The organism is Haloferula sp., from assembly GCF_049672945.1.
Classification (GTDB): domain Bacteria; phylum Verrucomicrobiota; class Verrucomicrobiia; order Verrucomicrobiales; family Akkermansiaceae; genus Haloferula.
Window position 1 is genome coordinate 1 of record NZ_JBATWY010000218.1, and the last position, 19,660, is coordinate 19,660.

The following is a 19,660-nucleotide window of genomic DNA, read 5'->3' on the forward strand; positions in this document are numbered from 1 at the left end:
GCCGAATGTCTGGCATCGGAAAGCCCGGAACGTCGCGCGGCCAATCGCCGAGGATCGTGATGCTTGCGCCGCGACGGGTCAGCGCGAGGATCTGTCGGGCGGTGTTCTCGGGCAACTGCCGTACTTCGGGAATGATCAGCGTTTTGTAGGTGAGTCCACCGAGAATGATCTTCCCTTGGCTAACGGTGGCATTTTCTAACAGAAGATCGGAAGCGTAGTCGCAGGGGATGCCGTTTGTCAGCAGTGTGCGGGCGCTGCGATGGAAGCTCGTGGGGCGGAACCATTCATTCTGTTTGGCGGGGTCGGCGGGGATGCCGCCGCGCTCGGTCAGGAGGTCGTGAAAGGGGTAGTAAATCAGGACTTCCGGGTCGGGTGCGCCGGATTGCAGGATACTCTGGCAACGGGTGATGTAGGCATTGAAAGAGGCCATGTTTTCTCCGCGCCCGGATCCCGGGCCGAGCGGTGTGAATGGAGTGTCCAGCATCGTTCGCAGTCGGTCAGGGGCGGGGCCGCTCAGGATGCCGTCGAGCTGAATTTGGTTGGCTCCGGCAAGCCACAGCAAGTCGACGCTTTCCTTCATCTGAGAGGGCGTGATGCGTTCGGGATCGGCGGTTTCGTGCAGCAGGGTCGCGGCGACGAGAGGCTTGGTGTGCAGATGGGCGGCTGAGGATGCGAAGGCCAGTAGTGGCAAATCGTCGTCGGTCGGGATGCCGCTGACGATCACGCCGGGAATGTCGGGAACGCCTTGGAGATCGATCGGGTTGCCGAAGATGCCTTTGACTTGGGAGCGGCTGAGAGCGCCTTGATCGTGGGTCCACTTGTGCCAGGTGATGAGGGTGTCGCGACGCAGATCAGCGAGGGTTTCCCGGTAGTCGCTGAGGACACGTTCGACGGTACCGGCATTCGCGTCTCCGTAGAGCTCGGGCAATTGCTCGCGCAGGTCGTATCCGCGTCGACGCTGGAAGGCGGCGACCAAGGCGCTCGACCAATCCGCATCAAGCTCGGAAAAGCTCAAGGAGTAGGCTCGGGGAAAAGGGGCGGTGGAATCGATGAAAGCTTCGGCGTAGCGAGCCAAGGATTGGCTGGCCGTGTTGGTGGAGAAGTGATCCGGGTAGTTGGCCGGGTCCCTTCCGATGCCATAGATATTCCAAGTGCCGGGAGGGGCTTGCCATTTGAGACTCTGCTCAGAGAGGTTGATGAAGGGTCGGAGATCAATCGGCGGGCCATGCGGCGGCCAGGCTCCCAAGCAGTCGATACTTCCCGGAGGAAGTACAAGCTCGAAGGGGCCGCCGCGTGTCGTGGCGAGGATGGGAACCGAACGAAAGGCCGATTCATAAGGAGAAATGGCGGGTAGGTTTCCGGGTGCCGGGCCATTGCAGGAAAGATCGAGCCGAAGGCCAAGGCGCTCGGCTGTCTCGGAGGCGAGGGCATAACGTTCGACCCATGCCTGGGCGAGCCATTCCAGCTCGCTTGGCGGCCCTCCGCGAGCGGGTGGCGAAGGGAGGATTTCGACCCCTCCAAAGCCTGCGCGTGCCATGCTTTCAAGCTCGGGACCAGGCTCGGAAAGGGCAGATAGATCGGACGGCCACCACCAGCGGACGAGTGGTCGATGGTTCTGCGTCACCTCCGGCCACTCCGCATCGTGCGCCCACAGGGGAGCGACGAGCGAAGCGAGCAGGGCGAGCAGGCGAAGCATGAAAGAAGTTACGGGGATATTGGCTTGAGCGGCTAGTCTTCTGTTTGAGTAACGCCGCCGGACGCGAAATTTATCGCAGGAGGGTGGCAAGAGCGCCGTGGTGATCATCGTTGCTTGGGGCGAGACAGGCATAAGATGTTTCGTGGGATGGGCGTTTGAAGGGGATGAGTCGGTTGACGAAAGTGGAGGTGGCGATAGCGTTTGGCGGCCTTTTCCTACTGGCAGGATGCCAGAAGGAGCGGGACGTGGTGCGGGAACCAGCGGAGATTTGGGGCGTGAGACTTGAGGGATTAGTGGAGTCGTATGGGGCTCCGAGCTTGGACCTGCAGGATGGGGGACTGATTGAAATTTTAAAAGGTGAGGAGGGGTGGATGTGCTACGACCGGGGGCGCTTTCAAGCTTCATGCCGCAATCAGGAAGAATTGATCAATCGCTTCCACGACCTTCGGGATCGGCATTGTTTGCAGGGTTTTGAAACGAAACTTGTGGTGTCGGCTCAGGCGGAGACTCCGTTTCGGGAGATTCGTGAGGTGGTTCGCACGGCAGCGAAGTCGGGGATTTGTGACATCCGGTTTTTGGTCGATCAGGTGAATGGAGTTTCGAAGCCGTCGGCCTTGCCTTTGAGTCTCGCGTTGGCCGCAGGCTGTGCGGTGCCGCCTGAGATCGAGCCATTTTTCATCATCGTGGATGCGGACGAGAAGGTGTCGGTGGGAACGGGTCCAGCACGGGTGGTGATGGACCGTGACAGAGCGGACCGGACTTTGACGCATCTGGATCGGAGTCTCTGGGCCTTTCACCGAGTCGCCGCAGCGACTTCAAGTGTCGCGCTGGTCCAGATTTATGTGGCACCGAGTGCTTCTTATCAAAGGATGATCGACGTCCTCGCTTGCGTGAAGTGGAACAAGATCGATCGACCCCACTTTACGGATATCCTCGATGATGGTCCGGTGCTGGGTTGCAGTGGCTTGCCGATGCCGGATTTGAGGCTCAAACCGCTAGCAAAGCCACGGGCGCCATCGAGCGGCGTGCTGGTGAGACCGCCGGGACTTGATCCGCACGAAGGAGGATTGCCAGAGTCGCCCTTTGGGCCGGACTCGGATTGAGGACGTGCTATTTGTCGCCAAAAGTCACGGTGGAGTTGGCGTTTCACCTCACTTGAAACACATGATGCGTATTGTTGCTCTGCAGGGAGGCACATTCGGCCTTGCCCATTGATTCGGGAATCCTAAGCATCGCTTCAGCAATGACCCCAGACGCCGATGAACCCAACTCCCTGCGGGGAATGTATTCGGACTATTTCCTCGATTACGCTTCGTATGTCATCCTCGAGCGTGCGGTGCCGCATCTGCACGACGGCCTGAAGCCCGTGCAAAGGCGGATTCTTCACTCGATGAAGGAACTCGATGATGGGCGCTACAACAAGGTGGCCAACCTGATCGGGAACACGATGAAGTATCACCCGCATGGCGATGCTGCGATCGGCGCGGCAACGGTCAACATGGGGCAGAAGGAGCTCTTGATCGATACCCAGGGAAACTGGGGGAATACGCTGACCGGTGACAATGCGGCCGCCCCCCGCTACATCGAGGCCCGTCTGACCAAGTTCGCGCTCGAGGTGACCTTCAACCCGAAGACCACGGAGTGGACCCCGAGCTACGACGGCCGCAACCGCGAGCCGGTGGTACTGCCATCGAAGTTCCCGGTGCTGCTGGCGCAAGGCGTCGAAGGGATTGCGGTCGGTCTCGCGTGCAAGATGCTGCCGCACAACTTCATCGAGATCATCGACGGCTGCATCGCGGTCCTGCGGAAGCAGCCTTTCGAGCTGCTACCGGATTTCCCCACCGGCGGAATCATGGATGCCAGCGATTACCGGGACGGTCTGCGTGGCGGCAAGATCCGGGTGCGGGCCCGGATGCACGTCGAGAAGAAGAACCTACTACGAATCACGGAGATTCCCTTTGGAACCACGACCGGTGCGCTTATGGATTCGATCGTCGCTGCCGGCGACAAGGGGAAGATCAAGATTTCGAAAATCGAAGACAACACGGCGGAGAAGGCCGATATCCTGGTGCACCTGCCATCGGGCACCGATGCCGAGACCAGTCGGGATGCGCTCTTCGCCTTCACCGATTGTGAGCTGAGTATCTCACCCAATGGTTGCGTCATCGCCGACGGCAAGCCGCAGTTCATGGGCGTCTCGGACATCCTGAAAAGGAGTGCCGATCAGACTCGCAATCTGTTGGGTCAGGAGCTGGAGATCAAGCTCGCCGAGTTGCAGGAGAAGTGGCATTTCAGTTCGCTTGAGAAGATCTTCATTGAGAATCGAATCTATCGGGATATCGAGGAATGCGAGACATGGGAGGCGGTACTGAAGGCCATTGATGACGGGCTGAAACCGTTCAAGAAGTTGCTGAAGCGCGAGGTGACGGAAGATGATCTGATCCGGCTGACGGAGATCAAGATCAAGCGGATTTCGAAGTTCAATGCCTTCAAGGCGGATGAACTGATCAAGGGGCTTGAGGATGAAATCGCCGAGACGGAAAAGAACATTCGAAATCTGACCCGCTTCACGATCCGCTGGTTTGAGGATCTGAAGAAGAACTTCGGCAAAGGCCGTGAGCGGCGGACCGAGATTTCTTCCTTCGAGAAGGTTGATCGAAGTCAGGTTGTGGCGGCGACAGAGACGCTTTATCTCGATGAGAAGAACGGTTTTGCCGGTTTCGGACTGAAGAAGGAGACCGCGATCGAGAAGTGTTCATCGATCGACGACATCATTTCCTTCACTGCCGACGGCAAGCTGAAGGTGATGAAAGTCGCTGCGAAGAGTTTCGTGGGTCAGAGGCCACTGCGTGTGGCGGTCTTCCGCAAGGATGAGGACCTCATCTATTCGATGATCTATCGTGACGGGAAGGACGGAGCCGTGCTTGCGAAGAGGTTTCGTGTCGGAGGGATTACCCGTGACAAGGAATACGATCTAACAAAGGGGAAGAAAGGTTCCCGGGTTTTTTACTTCGCGGTCCACAAGGATGAGGCTTCGAGCAATGATCAGATGCTGATCGTTCATCTCAAGCCGGCACTTCGCCTGCGTAACGTCAGCCGGCCGTTTCACTTTGCTGAAGTGGGAATCAAGGGGCGTGGAAGCGGTGGTAACATCGTGACCAAGCTGCAGGTCGAGCGCATTGCGCGTGCGCCGAAGGATTTTGAACTGGATGGGTGAAGCGCGGCGAAGTCCATTCGTGTGCCGGGAGGGCTTGGCAGGCGGAGGCAGGCTTTGCAGACTGGTGCCATGGAGATCACGCCGATCGGTCGGGTCCGGACTTGCTTCGGAGAAAAGTTCGCGGTGCCGCGACAGCCCGGCTTGTGTCCTTCGGCATGGGGAGAGCTTGTTTTTGAAAAGGAGTTTCGGAGTGAAGAGGCGTTGCGGGGCTTGGAGGGCTTCTCGCATGTTTGGCTGATCTTTCACTTCCATCAGACCGCAGATCGTGGGTGGTCACCGACGGTGAGACCCCCGCGACTCGGGGGAAACCAGAGGGTCGGAGTTTTCGCGAGTCGTTCGACCTTTCGGCCGAACGGGCTGGGTTTGTCGCTGGTCCGGCTGGATGGGATTGATCGCGAGTGTAATGAAGGTCCGGTGCTGCTCTTGGGGGGTGTTGATCTGGTCGACGGGACGCCGGTATTTGATGTGAAGCCGTATTTGCCCTACGCCGAGGCACCGGAGGGAGCCGAGGGCGGTTATGCTGAGGAGGCACCGGTGAGGCTTGAGCTTGAAGGGGTCGAGCAGCTCGAAGGGCTTTCTGAACGGGATCGAAGGGTGATCGAGGAAGCCTTGTCGCTTGATCCGCGCCCGGCTGGCGCCCGCCATGAGCCGGGAAGAGAGCATGGAGTCATGATTTGTGGTCAGAACGTCCGTTTTGAGATTGAAGGCGGGATCTGTCGGATCAAAGGAATGGACAAGGGCAGGGTTCGAGATTGAAAATTTAGGATTTCCGAATTAGTTTCCAGCCGTGACTGCGATTCGTCCGATGATTTTTGGTGTTGGCCTGGTGGCGATGAGCTTCCTTTCTGGCTGCAAAGAGCGAGGGGAAGTGCAGCTGGAGAGTCTTTCCGAGGCAGGTTACGAGGTGACTCAAGCGGCGTTTTTTCGAGCGGCTGAAAGTGATGACATCCGGGCGATGAAGACCATGGTCGAAACTGGTCTGGCACTTGAGGTCTTGGATGCCAAGGGCCGGACCGCGCTGCATGCCGCCGCTGGTTCAGGGGCGATGCAGTCGATTAATTTCATGCTCGATCGTCGGATGAATGTGAATGTGACGGATTCCGACGGGCGCACGCCGTTGATGGAGGCGGTGCTTCGTTCGACGCCTGAGACGGTCCGCTATCTCTTGAGGCAGGGTGCGGATCCCTCACTCAAGGACAACGAGAAGTACAAGCCACTGATGCTGGCGGTTCGTGACGGCAGGCGAAACATGGTTCCTGAGCTGGCTCCTTATGTGCGGGAGGATTTGGATGATGCAATGCTGGCGGCTTCGATCCTCGGGCAAGCCGGAGTGATTGATGAGCTGACGAATTTTGGTGCCAGCATTTACGCGAGGATCGGCGACGGTCGGACGCCGCTTATGCTGGCCGCCCAGAACGGGCATACTGAGGTCGTCGAACTGCTGCTTGAGATTGGAGCGAATCGCTTTGCCATGGATCAGGAGGGACGGACGGCCCAGTTGCTGGCGGCGGAGTCGGGTCACGATTTGCTCGCCGCACGACTGGCGGAGGAGCCGAAAGAGGGCGACTTCGAATTGAGTGAGCCTGCCGAACTCGGTGTTGAGATGGCGGCGATGGTAGAAGAGCGGGTCATCCAGGCCGAGGTGGTTGCCGCATCAAACGATCAGGGGACCACCGGAGATTCCCCGATTTCAACCCTGCCACCTGTGGGTGAGGAAGTGGGCGCCTTGGGAGCACTAATGACGGTTGGCAAAGTGCCACTCTCACTCGAAGGGGCCGTGCTGAAATCCGTGAACTCTCCGCCTGGAAGTAGCCGGAGTCCGGATTCTGTCGACGATTCCGTGGCCGATAGTGGTCAGGTCTTCGTCATGAGATCCTATCGGCAGCGGGAGCTTCCCCTCCAGGTGGAATCCGCAGACAAGGGAGTGGCTGAAGTGAGGATTGCAGGTGGCGAGCCCCGCAAGATTGGAGAGGGCTCGACGATTCCTGGCACCTCACTCAAGGTGATCCGGGTCGATCGGAAGATGCAGAGTGGCAAGGAGAACGGGGGTGAGTTGATGGAGGTTTCCGTGGTTGAAATTGAGGACACCAATACGGGAATGAAGCGTGAGCTGGTGGCGGAGCTTCCCGCACTGGCCCATGATCCCGTGGCCTTGGTCGAGGACACGGCAAGCGGTCGCTACTATGTCGCTCGAACGGGCCAGAGGTTTCAGTCGGCGGATGGAACCGACTACCTTGTTGGTGATGTGAGACCGAATCAGGTTGTCATCGAGAACATGAACACTCATGAAACGGCCACGATTCCGCTGCGTGGACCGCGCGGCTGATCCTCTCGACCCATGGATGAATCCACGACGCTTAGCCCCGGTTCGCCGGTTCGCCAGTTTTCCATTCTTCTTCAGAACCGAGCAGGTGCCCTCGCCTCGCTGGTAAAGTTGCTGCGGAACAATGCGATCGAAGTGGTCGGTATCAGCGTGCAGGACTCGCGCGATGCCACCGTGGCACGGCTCGTGGTGACCGATCCGGAATTAGCCGAGCAGATCTTCATGGAAAAGGGAATTCCCTTCACCAAATGTGAACTACTTGTGCTCGCTTTGAAGGAGGCTGGACCCGAGTTGTTGCCAGTGCTCGATACCCTGATGGTCGCTGAGACCAATATCGATTTTGCCTACGGGCTGATGCCCTCAAGCAATGGCAGGGCAATGCTGGCGATGCACGTCGAGGACTACGACTTCGCGGTTTCCGTGATGAATCAGGCGGGTTTCAAGCTGGTCTTTCAGGAAGACCTGAGCCGCTGAAGTGATTGCGATTGGTGGACTATTCAGTTCGAGAAAGCTTGGTCAGCCCTCGTTCAAGCAACTGTCCGTCGACTGCGGTTGAGACGACTTCATCGAGGTAAACCTTGAAGTTCTCTTCATCGAACTCGATGGCGTGAAGTCCATCGGAAGGGATTTCATCAAAGGCGGCGATGAGGCTTTTCATGTCCCTCACTGGTTTGCCATTCACTTCGGTGACAATCAAATTACGGAGGGGCTCGTAGCCGACCGTGGCAGGCGTGGCGATGACCCCGGCAAGGAAGACGACGCGATCATAGCGCTCTTCGTACTTGTCCGGGTTCTCAATCACATCGAGAAGATTCAGCGGTGCCCGCGATTCCCATTCTTCGCCGAAGGATTCGAGCAGCGGGCGGGTGAGTTCTTGAAAAATGAGGCCTCCCTTGACGAGGAAGTGGGGTGCCTTGCCGAAGGTATAACCGGGAACGAGTTCGTTCTGGCGGTCCCGGCGCTCAAGTTCCGCCGTGACCTCCATGGCTTCTCCATCTCGCAGCAGGTCGATGGTGATGCTTTCACCGGCGCCACTGGCCCCTCGGACCAGATGGCTCCAGTAGGTGCGGCCATAGACCGGATGTTCGAAGTAACCCATCCGGTCGATTTGATAGTCGTCAATCGCGGTGATGACGTCTCCTTTGAGAACGCCCGCCTTTTCGGCGGCACTGCCTTTTCGGACACTGGCAACGTAGAGTCCTCCATCGTCCTCAGGGAGCTTCAGCCAGGCGCGGAAGCCTGCATCTTCGGTCCGGCTTGTGGACACACCGAGCGAAGGAAAACCCTGGTAGTCGCCATCGGAGGCATCTTCGATAAAGCGGGCGACGATTTCAGTACCCGTGATGTCACTGATCTGATCCTTCGCGTTGTAGCTGGTCAAAAGGCCGGCAAACTTTCCGTCGTGAAGTGCTGGAACGGAAAAGCTGCTGGCAGCGCTTTGCATCGATGCCTTCACTTCGTAGGTCAGGAAAAACTCGCCGGGTAGAAAATTGGCGACGATGTCGATGCTTTGAACCGGGCCACTTGTGACCAGCAGGGTGCCGTTTTCCTCGACTTGGATGGCGTCAATCAAGTCACCGAGTCCGACGGGTTCGGCGATCTCAAGAGGGACCATGCCTTCGAAAAAGGATTGGTCAGCTTCCGGGTCGCTGAGACCGATGAGGGCCAGATTGGCCTCGTAATCGACGGCGTCAACCTTGCCTTGGGCGAGACGTTTGCCGTCGATGGACTCGAGTTCGATCATGGTGGCATCAGCGACCATCTCGGCGGTGGTGATGACCTGGTTTTCTCCGACGACGGCGGCCAGAGAGCGGCGCTTGCGTGGCGGTTGTTTCTCCCAGGGCTGCCCAGGGTTCCATCTTTGGAGAGTGGAATTGACGCGAAGGACGGAAAGCTTCGGATCCACAACCTCGTCGGCAGGCTCAGCGGGCTCGACGACGACGGGTGTCGAGACCGGTGCTGGTTTGTCGCAGGAAGCGAACAGGAAAGCCAAGAGGGCGGTGATGTAGATGCAAGGACGCATGGTAAGAATCGGGGCGAGGGCTGTTGCTGGCGAGAACTCAGTCTTCGAGATTTGAGAGTTCGTCGATGGAATAGATGCGCTGGATGCGCTCATTGGCTTCGTCGACATTCTCGCTTGGAACAATCAGAGGGCGGGATCCTCCAAAGAGTTCGATCACGTGAAACTCTGGAGGAGTCTCCGGATAGAGAAGCTCGTGGGCATGCTTGAGGTTCTTCACCTTGACCCCATTGATCGTGTCGACGGCCTTACCAGTGAATCCACTCATCTGACTGTTGATGGGATCACTTTCAATCCGTGTTAGAACAACGATGTCTTCGCGTTCCGTGAAGATGCCTTTTGGAAGGTAATCCTGATAGAGACGACGAACGTTGATGTCCGTGAAGTTCTTGGTGGCAAAGAGATTGGTGTCGAGAGGTTGAAAAACCAGCCCTGCGAAGACGATGTAGCGTGGGGCCTTCTCGTATTGGATGGCATACATCCGGTTTTGAGGGAGCGTCTTCAATTCGATATCCTCATCGTGCCAGGTGCCGTCAGAAAGGAAGCGGAGTTGGACTTTGTCGCCCGCAAACTTGCGTTCGACAATCTCGTTGAGATTGACCTTGGCGCCGTCGATCAGGATTTGCCCCGCGCTATCAATCGGATTCCCATCGATGGCGAACAGAATGTCACCGGGTTTAAGCACACCGTCGCAGGAGCCTTGAGGGACGACGTTGGTGACCAAGACACCGACGCCGTTTTTCGGCAGCTTCAGTGCATTGCGCATCGCTTCATTATAGAGCGGGAAGGTGGACACCGCGAGGTCGACATAGTGGTCGTAGCGGCCGTCTTCGATATCCGTGAGGAAGCGTCGGACGACCGGAGTGGGAATGATGTATCCGGTGTTGTCCGCCTCACGCAGCCCTTGGAATGCCACACCGACCACCTTGCCATTCTGGATCACGGGGCCGCCGGAGTTTCCGGGGTTGATGGCGGCATCGATTTGAATAACGAGGTGCTGATCGGCACGGGAGTGGGAGTAGGAGGAGAAATCGATTCGGGAGACGACCCCACGCGTGACGGAAAGGCGCTCACCTCCGATGGGGTAGCCAATGACCCGCACCTGACTTTCGAGTTTCGGCACGCCGTCGATTTCGAACACAGGGAAATCCTTGAAGTCGGAGAAGTCTTCGACGGAGAGAAGGGCGAGGTCGCAATCATGGGCGATGAACTCGACTTTGGCTGGATACTTGACCGGGCTGCCGTGAATCGTGATCAGGAGTCGGCGAGCATTTGAAACCACGTGGGCATTGGTCAGGAAGCGATTCTCTCCGATGAGAAATCCGGTGCCGATACCGCCTCCGAAGCGGCCGCTATTCCATGGCGTCGCGTAGTCGGGAACCTGGACCGCCGACTCAATCCGGACGACCGAACGGTAGATGTCCGAGGGAGCCCCGGCGGGGGTTTCCGGAATCGCTGTTTGAGCGATGACCGGCAGGGAGAGAAGAACGGAGAAAAGGGCGAAGAGTTTCGCAAGCATTGGCGGGAGGCTACGGGGGAATCCCGCCTGTGCAAGAGGAATGGATGGGGGCGATGCTTGGTTGCGCCAAAGGGTGGGTTCTTGCTGATGAGTGCTGGAGTTGAGGGGAGAGGGGCGGAGCAGCTGGAAAGCCGCCTTGCCCACCTATGGCGCTCGGGAAAGCGCCAATCCAAAGAACCACTCTCAGACGTTGAAGCGGAACTCGACGACATCGCCGTCCTTGACGACGTATTCCTTGCCTTCAATGCGGAGCTTGCCGGCGTCGCGAGCGGCGGATTTTGAGCCGAGGCCGACGAGGTCATCGTAGTGGACAACCTCCGCGGCGATGAATCCGCGTTCGAAGTCGGTATGAATCACGCCAGCGGCCGCCGGAGCTTTATCGCCTTCGACGATCGTCCAGGCGCGCGTCTCCTGAACGCCGGTCGTCAGATAGGTGCGCAGACCGAGAAGATGATAGACACCCTTGATGAGGGTCGAGACACCGGAGTCGCTGACACCCATGTCGGCAAGAAACTCGGCCGCTTCTTCAGGCTCCAAGTCGATCAGTTCCTCCTCGATGTTGGCGGAGATGATGACGGCCTCGGCACCGTGGGCCTCGGCAGCATAGGCGCGCACTTTGGCAACGAGCGGGTGCTTGTCGGGGTTCTTCTGGGCCTCGCCCAGATCACCTTCGCTGACGTTGCACGCGTAGATGGTGCGCTTCGAGGAAAGCAGGAAGAACTCGCGGATGAGTTTCCGTTCGTCATCGCTGAGATCGATCATGATCGCAGGCGTGCCTTCATTGAGCTTGGGCAAGAGTTTGTCGATGAGCTCCACTTCGGCCTTCGATTCCTTGTCGCCGCTCTTGGCTTTCTTGTCGCGCGATTGCCGACGCTTTTCGAGTGCGGCGATGTCGGCGAGGATCAACTCGGAGTTGATGATTTCAATATCGCGGACCGGATCGACCGAACCGAGTTCATGAATGATGTCGTCATTCTCGAAACAGCGAACGACTTGAACGATGGCATCCGTTTCGCGGATCGTAGCGAGGAATTTGTTGCCGAGGCCGGCACCTTCGGAAGCGCCTTCCACGAGGCCGGCGATATCGACGAATTCGATGGCTGTCGGAATCAGTTTCTTCGAGCCCGACATTTTCGAGAGGACGGCAAGACGCTCGTCTGGAACGGTCACCACCCCGACATTCGGGTCGATCGTGCAGAAGGGGTAATTGGCCGCCTCCGCATTGCGGGTTCGGGTGACAGCATTGAAGAGTGTCGATTTCCCGACGTTGGGTAGTCCTACGATTCCGGCCTTGAGCATGGCGGGCGAGGCTTAGGGGAGTCGAGCGTAGGGAGCGAGAAAAATCCCGGCTTGTGCGCCGAGAATCTCGTGTCTTGCTTGAAAAAAGAAACAGCCTGCCGGTGGCGGCAGGCTGTTTGGAGAATCGGAGTAAGCTAGGAGTCTGTCGGACTTTGAACCCCTTCGGTGATTTGGTAGCCTCAATCCATGCCCGCACGATTTGTCTCCGTCGACCGTGACACGCCGATGCTTCTGCCGCCGGATTTGCGTGAGTGGGTGCCCGAAGACGACCTGGTTCATTTTGTGATCGAGGCGGTGGACCGGCTCCCGTTGGAGAGCTTCCGCGTCAATCATCGGGGTACGGGGGCCAAACAGTTCCCGCCCCATATGATGTTGGCGCTGCTGATCTACAGTTACGCCAACGGCCTGTTTTCTTCGCGTAAGATCGAGCGAGCCACCCACCGCGACGTGGCGATCCGTTACCTGACAGCGGGGACCCATCCCGATCACGACACGATCTGCAAGTTCCGCCGCGAGAACCTCGAGGCGTTCCGCGAGAGCTTCGTCGATGTGCTGGAACTGGCGCGCGAACTCAAGCTGCTCAAGCTCGGCAACGTCTCGCTAGACGGCACCCACCTGAAGGCCAACGCTTCCATCGACAAGAACGTCAGCTACCAGCGCGCTTTGGAAATCCGCGATCAACTTCGACTCGATATCGACGAGTTGTTGGCGCAGGCCGAAACGGCCGATGCTGAGGAACAGGACGGCCAGAAGCTGCCCGAGGAAATCGCGCGCCGTGAAAAGCTTGCCAGCAAGATGGAGCGGGCCATCGAGGAGTTGGAATCCCGAGCCCACCAACGCCAGCAAAAGGCCGAGGGCAAGTATGAAGCGAAGAAGGCAGAGCGGCGCGAGAAGGAAAAGAAGACCGGCAAGAAATGCACCGGCAGAGAGCCAAAGCGACCGGACAAGAAAGCGGAGGACTCCAAGGAGCAGTGCAATCTGAGCGATCCCGACGCGCGGATCATGCGAAAAAACAAGCGGGCGAGCTTCACCCAGAGCTACAACGCGCAGGCCGCAGTGGACGCCGACGGCAGTCAACTCGTCGTCGGTCAGCATGTCAGTCAGAGCGCAAGCGACTACGCCGAGTTGGAGAACGGGGTGGCCAGCATCCCCAGTCAGTTAGGTAAGCCCAAGTCGGTTCTGGCCGATGCGGGCTACGTCAACGGTGATGCCTTCGATCGCCTCGAACAGGAAAGCGTGGAGATCTACTGCAGCGTCCATCGCGAGGATGCGCACAACGAGCGCCACTACGACTTCCGTCCGCAATCGGCAAGCGGGCGAGCGGTGAAGGAGCCCGCCGATGAGAGACTCGTGGCGATGCGCGACAAGCTCCGCACCGAGAAGGGCAAGGCTCTGTATGGAAGGCGCAACCACACCGTCGAACCGGTCTTTGGGATCATCAAGGCAGCGATGGGCTTCCGCGAGTTCAGTCTGCGCGGCAAAGAGAAAGTATCGGGCGAATGGACGCTGGTCTGCCTCGCCTACAACCTCAGACGCCTCCACAGAATGATGGGAAGTGTGACGAAGGGAGCGGGCAGACCGAAATCGCGGCCCATTGGCAGCAATCCCACTCCAACTTTGCCAGTGGACAAGTGGCTCGGGAGAATCATCTACATAATCTTCCGGCGACTCAACCGCCTGACCACCGAATCCACCGCGAAACTTGTGCTAACTCCGACAGGCTCCTAGAAAAACGATTAGGAACGGCGGCGGCGAAGCATGGCGAGAATCCCAAGGCCACCGAGAAGTGCGACGGAAGGTTCCGGCACAACGAAACGGTTGAAATCTTCGTAGGTCCCGATCGCGTCAAAGCCGGGATTGCCGGAGGCGTTCAGGGTCGCACTGGCGGGAAATGACTCGTTTGAGAGAAACAGCGTCTCGGAGGCCAGTCCGGCGAACCAATCGATGTTCGTTGGGTTGGCGATATCAGAGAGGTTGACGGTCACGGATGATCCGGCATCAAAGCTGAGAAAGCCCAATTCTCCTCCGGTCAATTCAAAGGCAACGCTGCCGAAGGACCCGAATGCGATCGCGTAATCCGGCAGGCCACCAGACATCCCGGTCGGAAACACTTCATTGCCGAAAGACCCAAGGTTGGTGATGACATTCCGTCCGGCGTCGAGGGTGTCACTCATGTCAGCGTCTCCGAAGCCTCCTGGTCGAGTATCAAGATAGAGAGCCACGATATTCGACCCCAGACCACCCCCTGGAGTGAAGCCGACCGTGAGAGTTCCTGCCGTCGTATCAGCGTCGAATGAGAATGACCCGGCACCCAAGGCTCCGCCGAAGTCTGCACCTCCGCCGTTGGAGTAAATGGTCGGGGCTGCACCGTCAGTCTCAGTAATAGAGAGGGCACCGAAGGAGGACATGGGGATCAGTCCGGTAAGAACTAGCGCAAATTGGATTTTCATACGTTCCAGAAGGAAACGGCAGACGAGCCAAAACGGTTTACAACTTTGTGCAGAAATTACTCAAGCGGCGGAAGAAGCCCGCCGTCGATCGCTCCGCTGTCACTGGGGAGTGTCGGTTCCTTGAAGCTGACCGGGCCGAGGAAGCTCCAAAAGCCGCCGTTTTTCTGCTGATAGGCCAGGGCTTGCTCCTGTCCGCTGGGAAGTTCCTTGAGTGAGTCTTCGCGCGCTTCGACCACAGGGACACCCGGACGGAAGGGGGACATCGTAAAGTCCGCCACTTTGCCGAATCCGCTTCCGATGCCGCTGCCGACCTTTCCGAAGCCTTCACCAACCTTGCTGACGCCACTGGCCGTTGTGCTTTTCATTCCATCCATCGACCCACATGAGGCGAGGACAAGCGATGAGCCGAGGAGGATTAAGGCTTTCAATTGCTTTGAAGAAAACTTCATGGGGAGAAAATCATTTACGGGACGAAGGCTTAATCAAGCTCGTCCAAGAGGCCTACGAATTAGTTGAAAATCCCCTTTCAGTCAACTGGGTTCAGGAGTTTCATTCGCTTGAATTTCAGTTATTTAACTTACCTTAAGTAATTGGGGAATACCTTTTAAAAAGAACTTCACCGTGCTTTGAGAACAAGGAAGTTGCGAACCGGTTTATTCCAAAAAGGCCGCTCGAAGAGGGGGCCGTTGGTCACCTTTCCCGAGGCCCAGATTTCGGAGGACCGACCGCCGTCGAGATTGAGGACTTGCTTGAGGTGAGTTGAGCCGATCGATTGTCCCGACAAGGCTTGGGCGAGGGAGGCCAGCGAGCAGGCGCCGGTTCTGGCGATGATCCATCGTGACTGGCCGTCGTAGGCGACAAAGGTCCGGGCCGATGATTGCTTGTTGCTGAGTCCTTGAACTGCACGCGAGCCCTCGATCAGGAATGGTCCGGATTGGAGGGCATGGTGGCCTCCTTTGAATGATTCTCTGCGCAGCAGGTCCATGGCTCCCGCGGCGTCGCGAACGTAAAAGCCGGAGCCCAGCGATGAGACACGGTTGATGGCTCCGACAGAGCTTCCGTCAGCGATGACCCGCCCGAGCGGTTTTCCCTCAGGGGTGAAGAATCCTGCGTTGATCGCTGCGATTCCATTCACTGACTTGCCGGCGCTACGACCGTCAGGCCATTGGGTTCCTGGTCCCGCTGACTGATCGACGACGGCGAGGTAGTGGGTCAGCGAGTCGAAGCAGATGGCCTCGATGGAAATACCGCCCAACGACGTGCGAACCAGGGTTGGGGCGACGAGAGGTCTGGATGGTGTTGGCTGTGTGGGTGAGCTTGCCGATGATGGATCGACCCGAAGAGCAGAGCTGGCCGCCTCGATTTGGCTTGGCTGGTTTTCAGCCGTCGGCAGCGGAGCCAGTGGCCCTGAGGGATCAGGGGCACATGAAACCAAGGCAAGCGCGATGAGCAATAGGGATCGCATGAGGGCTTAGCGTGCTCGCAGTAGAAGGTTCGTGCAAATCCTTCACGCCTTCTTCCGGGCGACGGCCAGCAGGGTCTGAAAGTGAGGGGGCTCGGTTTCGCGATCGACGACGGCCGTTTCAATTTCCGCGAAATCTGTCTTTTCCAGCATCGCCGAGAGTTCTCCTTCACCGAAGCCGAGCCAGGTGTCGGCGTAGAGTTCGCGGGCTTGTTCGAAGTTGTGTTGCACGAGATCGAGGATCACCAGACGCCCTCCCGGTTTCAGCGCGCGGTGGGCCGCAAGGACCGCGAGATCCGGATGGGCGGCATGATGCAGTGCCTGGCTAAGGACGGCGAGGTCGAGAGAATTATCCTCAAGCGGCGGGGACTCCAAATCTCCAAGTCGGTATTCAAGGTTGTTCAGGCCATGTTTTTTGGCGAGTTCGGAGCCGAATTCGACCATCTTTGGAGAAAGGTCCACCGCGATGACCTTCTCGGCCCGCTGGGCGAGAAGCTGGGATAGGGTGCCTTCGCCAGCTCCGAGGTCGGCCACGGTGCCGCTGGCCATGACCTTGATCAAAGCTTCGGCGAGCCCCTTCCAGGAGCGGCCGGGAACATAGTCACGGCCAAATTTCCCCGCCAACTCGTCGAAGTAGGTCCGTGCCCGGTCCTGGCGCTTCCGTTGCAAGTGTCGCAAGGCGGTGTCGTCTTTGGACACTTCAGGGATTTCCGCGGCGGCCTTGATTGCCAGAGATGCCAGCTCGGGAGGCATCGACGAGCGGTAGATGTTGTTCTTTCCACTGCGCTCATCACTGACGAGGCCTTCGATCTTCAATTGGGAAAGTTGAGTGGAAATGCGGCTCTGGCCCATCCCGAGGAGTTCCTGAAGATCGGCGACGCTGAGGGACTCGCGCTCGAGTAGCAGCAGAATGCGGAGGCGGGTCGGATCGGCCAGAAGCTTCAGGGATTTCAGCATTGACGGCATGGAAAAGCTAATACATCAACGCATCACGATTTGACGATACGAAAAACAAAACAGCTATGAGTTCCTACATTTTTTCCTCTGAATCCGTTGGTGAGGGTCATCCTGACAAGGTCTGCGACACCATTTCCGATGCCATTCTTGACGCCTGTCTCGCGGTCGATCCCAAGTCCCGTGTCGCCTGCGAGACTTTCGTGAAGTCGAATATCGTCGTTGTCGGCGGTGAAGTGACCATTCCGAAGATCGGCCAGAAGCCGATTGGCTCGGTGATCGATATCGATACGGTGATTCGTGAGGCCGTGCGCGGCATTGGTTACACCAATGACGATGATGTTTTTCACGCCGATACGCTGTTCATCAACAACTACCTGACCACTCAGTCTCCGGACATTGCGCAGGGTGTTGATGCGAAGAAGGCTGAGGGCAAGAAGCACGCCGAGCAGGGCGCGGGTGACCAGGGCATCATGTTCGGATACGCATGCGATGAGACTCCGGAGTTGATGCCGGCCCCGATCATGTTCGCGCACCGTCTTGGCCGTGAACTCACCCGCATTCGCAAGACCGGCAAGGTCAAATGGCTGCGTCCCGATGCGAAAACCCAGGTCTCGGTCGAATACGTGGAGGGAAAGCCCAAGCGCATCGTCAACGTGGTGATTTCCACCCAGCACGCCGCCGGGACCAAGCATTCTGACATTGAGAAGTTCTGTATCGATCAGGTCATCAAGAAAGTTCTGCCGAAGCGCATGATGGATTCGCGGACTGAATTCCTGATTAATCCGACGGGTAATTTCGTGATTGGTGGCCCCCAAGGGGATTCGGGCCTCACGGGTCGCAAGATCATTGTCGACACCTATGGCGGCACCGGACGTCACGGCGGTGGCGCCTTCTCCGGCAAGGATCCATCAAAGGTTGATCGTTCCGCCGCCTACATGGGTCGCTGGGTCGCGAAGAACATCGTCGCCGCTGAACTGGCGAAAAAAGTTGAGATCCAGTTCGCCTATGCGATCGGTCATCCGCTTCCGGTCAGCGTCCACGTTGATTCCTTCGGCACGGGTGCGGTCTCGGATGAAAAGATCCTGGGTGCGGTGCTCAAGGTGTTTTCCTTCAAACCTGCCGACATCGTCAAGCAGCTGAAACTTCTCCGGCCGATTTACTCGGCATCCACCAACTACGGTCACTTCGGCAAGGAGGATTGCGATCTTCCCTGGGAAAAGACCAACAAGGCCGCGGCGCTCAAGAAGGCCGCGAAATAACCAATCAAGAAACAACAAACTATTATGAGTGCAGTAGCAGAACCTACGACCCAGGACTACAAGGTCCGGGACATCGGGCTGGCCGACTTCGGCCGCAAGGAAATCGAAATCGCCGAGCACGAGATGCCCGGTCTCGTCGCCACGCGCGAAAAATACGGTCCTGAGAAGCCGCTCAAGGGAGTCCGGATCATGGGCTCGCTCCACATGACGATTCAGACCGCCGTGCTGATCGAAACCCTCGTCGAACTCGGTGCCGAAGTGCGCTGGGTTTCCTGCAACATCTTCTCGACCCAGGATCATGCTGCTGCGGCAATCGCTGCATCGGGTGTTCCTGTGTTTGCCTGGAAGGGTGAGACGCTTGAGGAATACTGGTGGTGCACCTGGAAGGCGCTCGTCAATCCCGACGGTCTCGGCCCGGAACTGATCGTCGACGACGGCGGTGACGCGACTCTTCTGATTCACAAGGGTTACGAAATGGAGAACGGTTCCGATTGGGTCAACGGCCCGGCTGCGAGCCAGGAAGAGCAGGTCATCAAGGATCTCCTCAAGAAGATCGGCAAGGATCAGCCGGGTATTTTCGCCAAGATCGTCAAGGACTGGAAGGGCGTTTCAGAGGAGACGACCACCGGTGTCCACCGCCTCTATCAGATGGCCAAGGCTGGCACTTTGCTCGTTCCTGCGATCAACGTGAATGACTCGGTCACCAAGTCGAAATTCGACAACCTCTACGGTTGCCGCGAGTCGCTCGTGGATGGCATCAAACGTGCCACCGACGTGATGATTTCCGGCAAGGTCGGAGTGGTCTGCGGCTACGGCGACGTCGGCAAGGGCTGCGCCCAGGCTCTCCGCGCCCAAGGTGCGCAGGTGGTGGTGACGGAAGTCGATCCGATCTGTGCGCTCCAGGCCGCGATGGAAGGTTTCCGCGTGCTGACCATCGAGGACACGCTCGGCTGGGGTGACATCTACGTCACGACCACCGGCAACTACGACATCATCCGGCTCGAGCACATGGAGAAGATGAAGGACCAGGCGATCGTTTGTAACATCGGCCACTTCGACAACGAGATCCAGATCGACAAGCTCGACAAGGCGGAAGGTGTGGTGAAGACCAACATCAAGCCGCAGGTTGACAAGTACACCTTCCCGACCGGCAACAGCATCTACATGCTGGCTGAAGGGCGTCTTGTGAATCTTGGTTGCGCGACCGGGCACCCGAGCTTCGTGATGTCGAACAGCTTCACCAACCAGACGCTGGCGCAGATCGATCTGTGGCAGAACAAGGACAGCTACAAGGCCGGTGAGGTGAAGGTTCTGCCGAAGCACCTCGATGAAGAAGTGGCTCGCCTCCACCTTGAGAAGGTTGGCGCGAAACTGACCAAGCTGACCAAGGATCAAGCCGACTACATCAGCGTGCCGGTCGAAGGCCCCTACAAGCCGGAGCACTACCGCTACTGAATC

Annotated in this window: 16 protein-coding genes; 8 read left to right on the forward strand and 8 right to left on the reverse strand. The window is 58.0% G+C overall.

Annotation, left to right across the window (positions count from 1 at the left end; all coding sequences use genetic code 11):
• A partial coding sequence (locus WBG04_RS18955; protein ID WP_424316287.1) for a glycosyl hydrolase occupies window positions 1-1,696 on the reverse strand: 1,696 nt, incomplete at its 3' end.
• A 164-nt stretch (window positions 1,697-1,860) separates the two neighbouring features.
• Here WBG04_RS18955 and WBG04_RS18960 point away from each other — a divergent pair.
• The 5 genes from WBG04_RS18960 (at window position 1,861) to WBG04_RS18980 (ending at window position 7,710) form a co-directional block, all read left to right on the forward strand.
• Window positions 1,861-2,799, forward strand: coding sequence for a hypothetical protein (locus WBG04_RS18960; protein ID WP_424316288.1), 939 nt, complete (start codon window positions 1,861-1,863; stop codon window positions 2,797-2,799).
• A gap of 140 nt (window positions 2,800-2,939) precedes the next feature.
• A complete protein-coding gene (locus WBG04_RS18965) occupies window positions 2,940-4,913 on the forward strand; it encodes a DNA gyrase/topoisomerase IV subunit A (RefSeq protein WP_424316289.1) in 1,974 nt (657 codons plus the stop codon).
• Window positions 4,914-4,982: 69 nt separating this feature from the next.
• The gene (gene tsaA / locus WBG04_RS18970) at window positions 4,983-5,669 is read left to right on the forward strand and encodes a tRNA (N6-threonylcarbamoyladenosine(37)-N6)-methyltransferase TrmO (RefSeq protein WP_424316290.1); all 687 of its coding nucleotides are present in this window, start codon (window positions 4,983-4,985) and stop codon (window positions 5,667-5,669) included.
• A gap of 31 nt (window positions 5,670-5,700) precedes the next feature.
• Window positions 5,701-7,239, forward strand: coding sequence for an ankyrin repeat domain-containing protein (locus tag WBG04_RS18975; protein ID WP_424316291.1), 1,539 nt, complete (start codon window positions 5,701-5,703; stop codon window positions 7,237-7,239).
• A 12-nt stretch (window positions 7,240-7,251) separates the two neighbouring features.
• Window positions 7,252-7,710 carry an acetolactate synthase gene (locus WBG04_RS18980; protein WP_424316292.1) on the forward strand — a complete coding sequence of 153 codons (459 nt, stop codon included), beginning with the start codon at window positions 7,252-7,254 and terminating at the stop codon, window positions 7,708-7,710.
• A gap of 19 nt (window positions 7,711-7,729) precedes the next feature.
• Here the strand turns inward: WBG04_RS18980 and WBG04_RS18985 are convergent, their stop codons facing one another.
• The 3 genes from WBG04_RS18985 to ychF all read right to left on the reverse strand — a co-directional run bounded on the left by WBG04_RS18985 (window position 7,730) and on the right by ychF (window position 12,074).
• Window positions 7,730-9,259 (reverse strand): PDZ domain-containing protein, encoded by a 1,530-nt coding sequence (locus WBG04_RS18985; protein ID WP_424316293.1) that lies wholly within the window; start codon window positions 9,257-9,259, stop codon window positions 7,730-7,732.
• Between the two features lie 37 nt (window positions 9,260-9,296).
• A complete protein-coding gene (locus WBG04_RS18990) occupies window positions 9,297-10,775 on the reverse strand; it encodes a trypsin-like peptidase domain-containing protein (RefSeq protein WP_424316294.1) in 1,479 nt (492 codons plus the stop codon).
• A gap of 183 nt (window positions 10,776-10,958) precedes the next feature.
• The gene (gene ychF / locus WBG04_RS18995; RefSeq protein WP_424316295.1) at window positions 10,959-12,074 is read right to left on the reverse strand and encodes a redox-regulated ATPase YchF; all 1,116 of its coding nucleotides are present in this window, start codon (window positions 12,072-12,074) and stop codon (window positions 10,959-10,961) included.
• A gap of 186 nt (window positions 12,075-12,260) precedes the next feature.
• Between ychF and WBG04_RS19000 the strand changes: the two genes are divergently transcribed.
• The gene (locus WBG04_RS19000) at window positions 12,261-13,802 is read left to right on the forward strand and encodes a transposase (protein ID WP_424316296.1); all 1,542 of its coding nucleotides are present in this window, start codon (window positions 12,261-12,263) and stop codon (window positions 13,800-13,802) included.
• An 8-nt stretch (window positions 13,803-13,810) separates the two neighbouring features.
• On the opposite strand, the gene WBG04_RS19005 is transcribed toward WBG04_RS19000, so the two are convergent.
• The 4 genes from WBG04_RS19005 to WBG04_RS19020 all read right to left on the reverse strand — a co-directional run bounded on the left by WBG04_RS19005 (window position 13,811) and on the right by WBG04_RS19020 (window position 16,952).
• Window positions 13,811-14,524 (reverse strand): hypothetical protein, encoded by a 714-nt coding sequence (locus tag WBG04_RS19005; protein ID WP_424316297.1) that lies wholly within the window; start codon window positions 14,522-14,524, stop codon window positions 13,811-13,813.
• A 56-nt stretch (window positions 14,525-14,580) separates the two neighbouring features.
• Window positions 14,581-14,973 (reverse strand): hypothetical protein, encoded by a 393-nt coding sequence (locus WBG04_RS19010; RefSeq protein WP_424316298.1) that lies wholly within the window; start codon window positions 14,971-14,973, stop codon window positions 14,581-14,583.
• Between the two features lie 167 nt (window positions 14,974-15,140).
• The gene (locus WBG04_RS19015) at window positions 15,141-15,989 is read right to left on the reverse strand and encodes a phosphodiester glycosidase family protein (protein ID WP_424316299.1); all 849 of its coding nucleotides are present in this window, start codon (window positions 15,987-15,989) and stop codon (window positions 15,141-15,143) included.
• Between the two features lie 42 nt (window positions 15,990-16,031).
• Complete coding sequence (locus WBG04_RS19020; protein WP_424316300.1) at window positions 16,032-16,952, reverse strand: metalloregulator ArsR/SmtB family transcription factor; 921 nt, start codon at window positions 16,950-16,952, stop codon at window positions 16,032-16,034.
• A gap of 56 nt (window positions 16,953-17,008) precedes the next feature.
• Between WBG04_RS19020 and metK the strand changes: the two genes are divergently transcribed.
• Window positions 17,009-18,202: a methionine adenosyltransferase gene (metK, locus tag WBG04_RS19025; RefSeq protein ID WP_424316301.1), complete on the forward strand. Its 1,194-nt coding sequence runs from the start codon at window positions 17,009-17,011 to the stop codon at window positions 18,200-18,202.
• 24 nt (window positions 18,203-18,226) lie between these two features.
• Entirely contained in the window at window positions 18,227-19,657 is a 1,431-nt protein-coding gene (ahcY, locus tag WBG04_RS19030; protein ID WP_424316302.1) for an adenosylhomocysteinase, read from the forward strand.
• The last annotated feature ends 3 nt before the right edge of the window (window positions 19,658-19,660 follow it).

Excerpts from the sequence above, each read along its gene's own strand:
- WBG04_RS18960 (WP_424316288.1), top strand. The coding sequence starts at position 1,861 with ATGAGTCGGTTGACGAAAGTGGAGGTGGCGATAGCGTTTGGCGGCCTT.
- ychF (WP_424316295.1), bottom strand. The coding sequence starts at position 12,074 with ATGCTCAAGGCCGGAATCGTAGGACTACCCAACGTCGGGAAATCGACA.
- WBG04_RS18980 (WP_424316292.1), top strand. The coding sequence starts at position 7,252 with ATGGATGAATCCACGACGCTTAGCCCCGGTTCGCCGGTTCGCCAGTTT.
- ahcY (WP_424316302.1), top strand. The coding sequence starts at position 18,227 with ATGAGTGCAGTAGCAGAACCTACGACCCAGGACTACAAGGTCCGGGAC.
- WBG04_RS18965 (WP_424316289.1), top strand. The coding sequence starts at position 2,940 with ATGACCCCAGACGCCGATGAACCCAACTCCCTGCGGGGAATGTATTCG.
- WBG04_RS18990 (WP_424316294.1), bottom strand. The coding sequence starts at position 10,775 with ATGCTTGCGAAACTCTTCGCCCTTTTCTCCGTTCTTCTCTCCCTGCCG.
- tsaA (WP_424316290.1), top strand. The coding sequence starts at position 4,983 with ATGGAGATCACGCCGATCGGTCGGGTCCGGACTTGCTTCGGAGAAAAG.
- metK (WP_424316301.1), top strand. The coding sequence starts at position 17,009 with ATGAGTTCCTACATTTTTTCCTCTGAATCCGTTGGTGAGGGTCATCCT.
- WBG04_RS19015 (WP_424316299.1), bottom strand. The coding sequence starts at position 15,989 with ATGCGATCCCTATTGCTCATCGCGCTTGCCTTGGTTTCATGTGCCCCT.
- WBG04_RS19000 (WP_424316296.1), top strand. The coding sequence starts at position 12,261 with ATGCCCGCACGATTTGTCTCCGTCGACCGTGACACGCCGATGCTTCTG.
- WBG04_RS19005 (WP_424316297.1), bottom strand. The coding sequence starts at position 14,524 with ATGAAAATCCAATTTGCGCTAGTTCTTACCGGACTGATCCCCATGTCC.
- WBG04_RS18985 (WP_424316293.1), bottom strand. The coding sequence starts at position 9,259 with ATGCGTCCTTGCATCTACATCACCGCCCTCTTGGCTTTCCTGTTCGCT.
- WBG04_RS19010 (WP_424316298.1), bottom strand. The coding sequence starts at position 14,973 with ATGAAGTTTTCTTCAAAGCAATTGAAAGCCTTAATCCTCCTCGGCTCA.
- WBG04_RS19020 (WP_424316300.1), bottom strand. The coding sequence starts at position 16,952 with ATGCCGTCAATGCTGAAATCCCTGAAGCTTCTGGCCGATCCGACCCGC.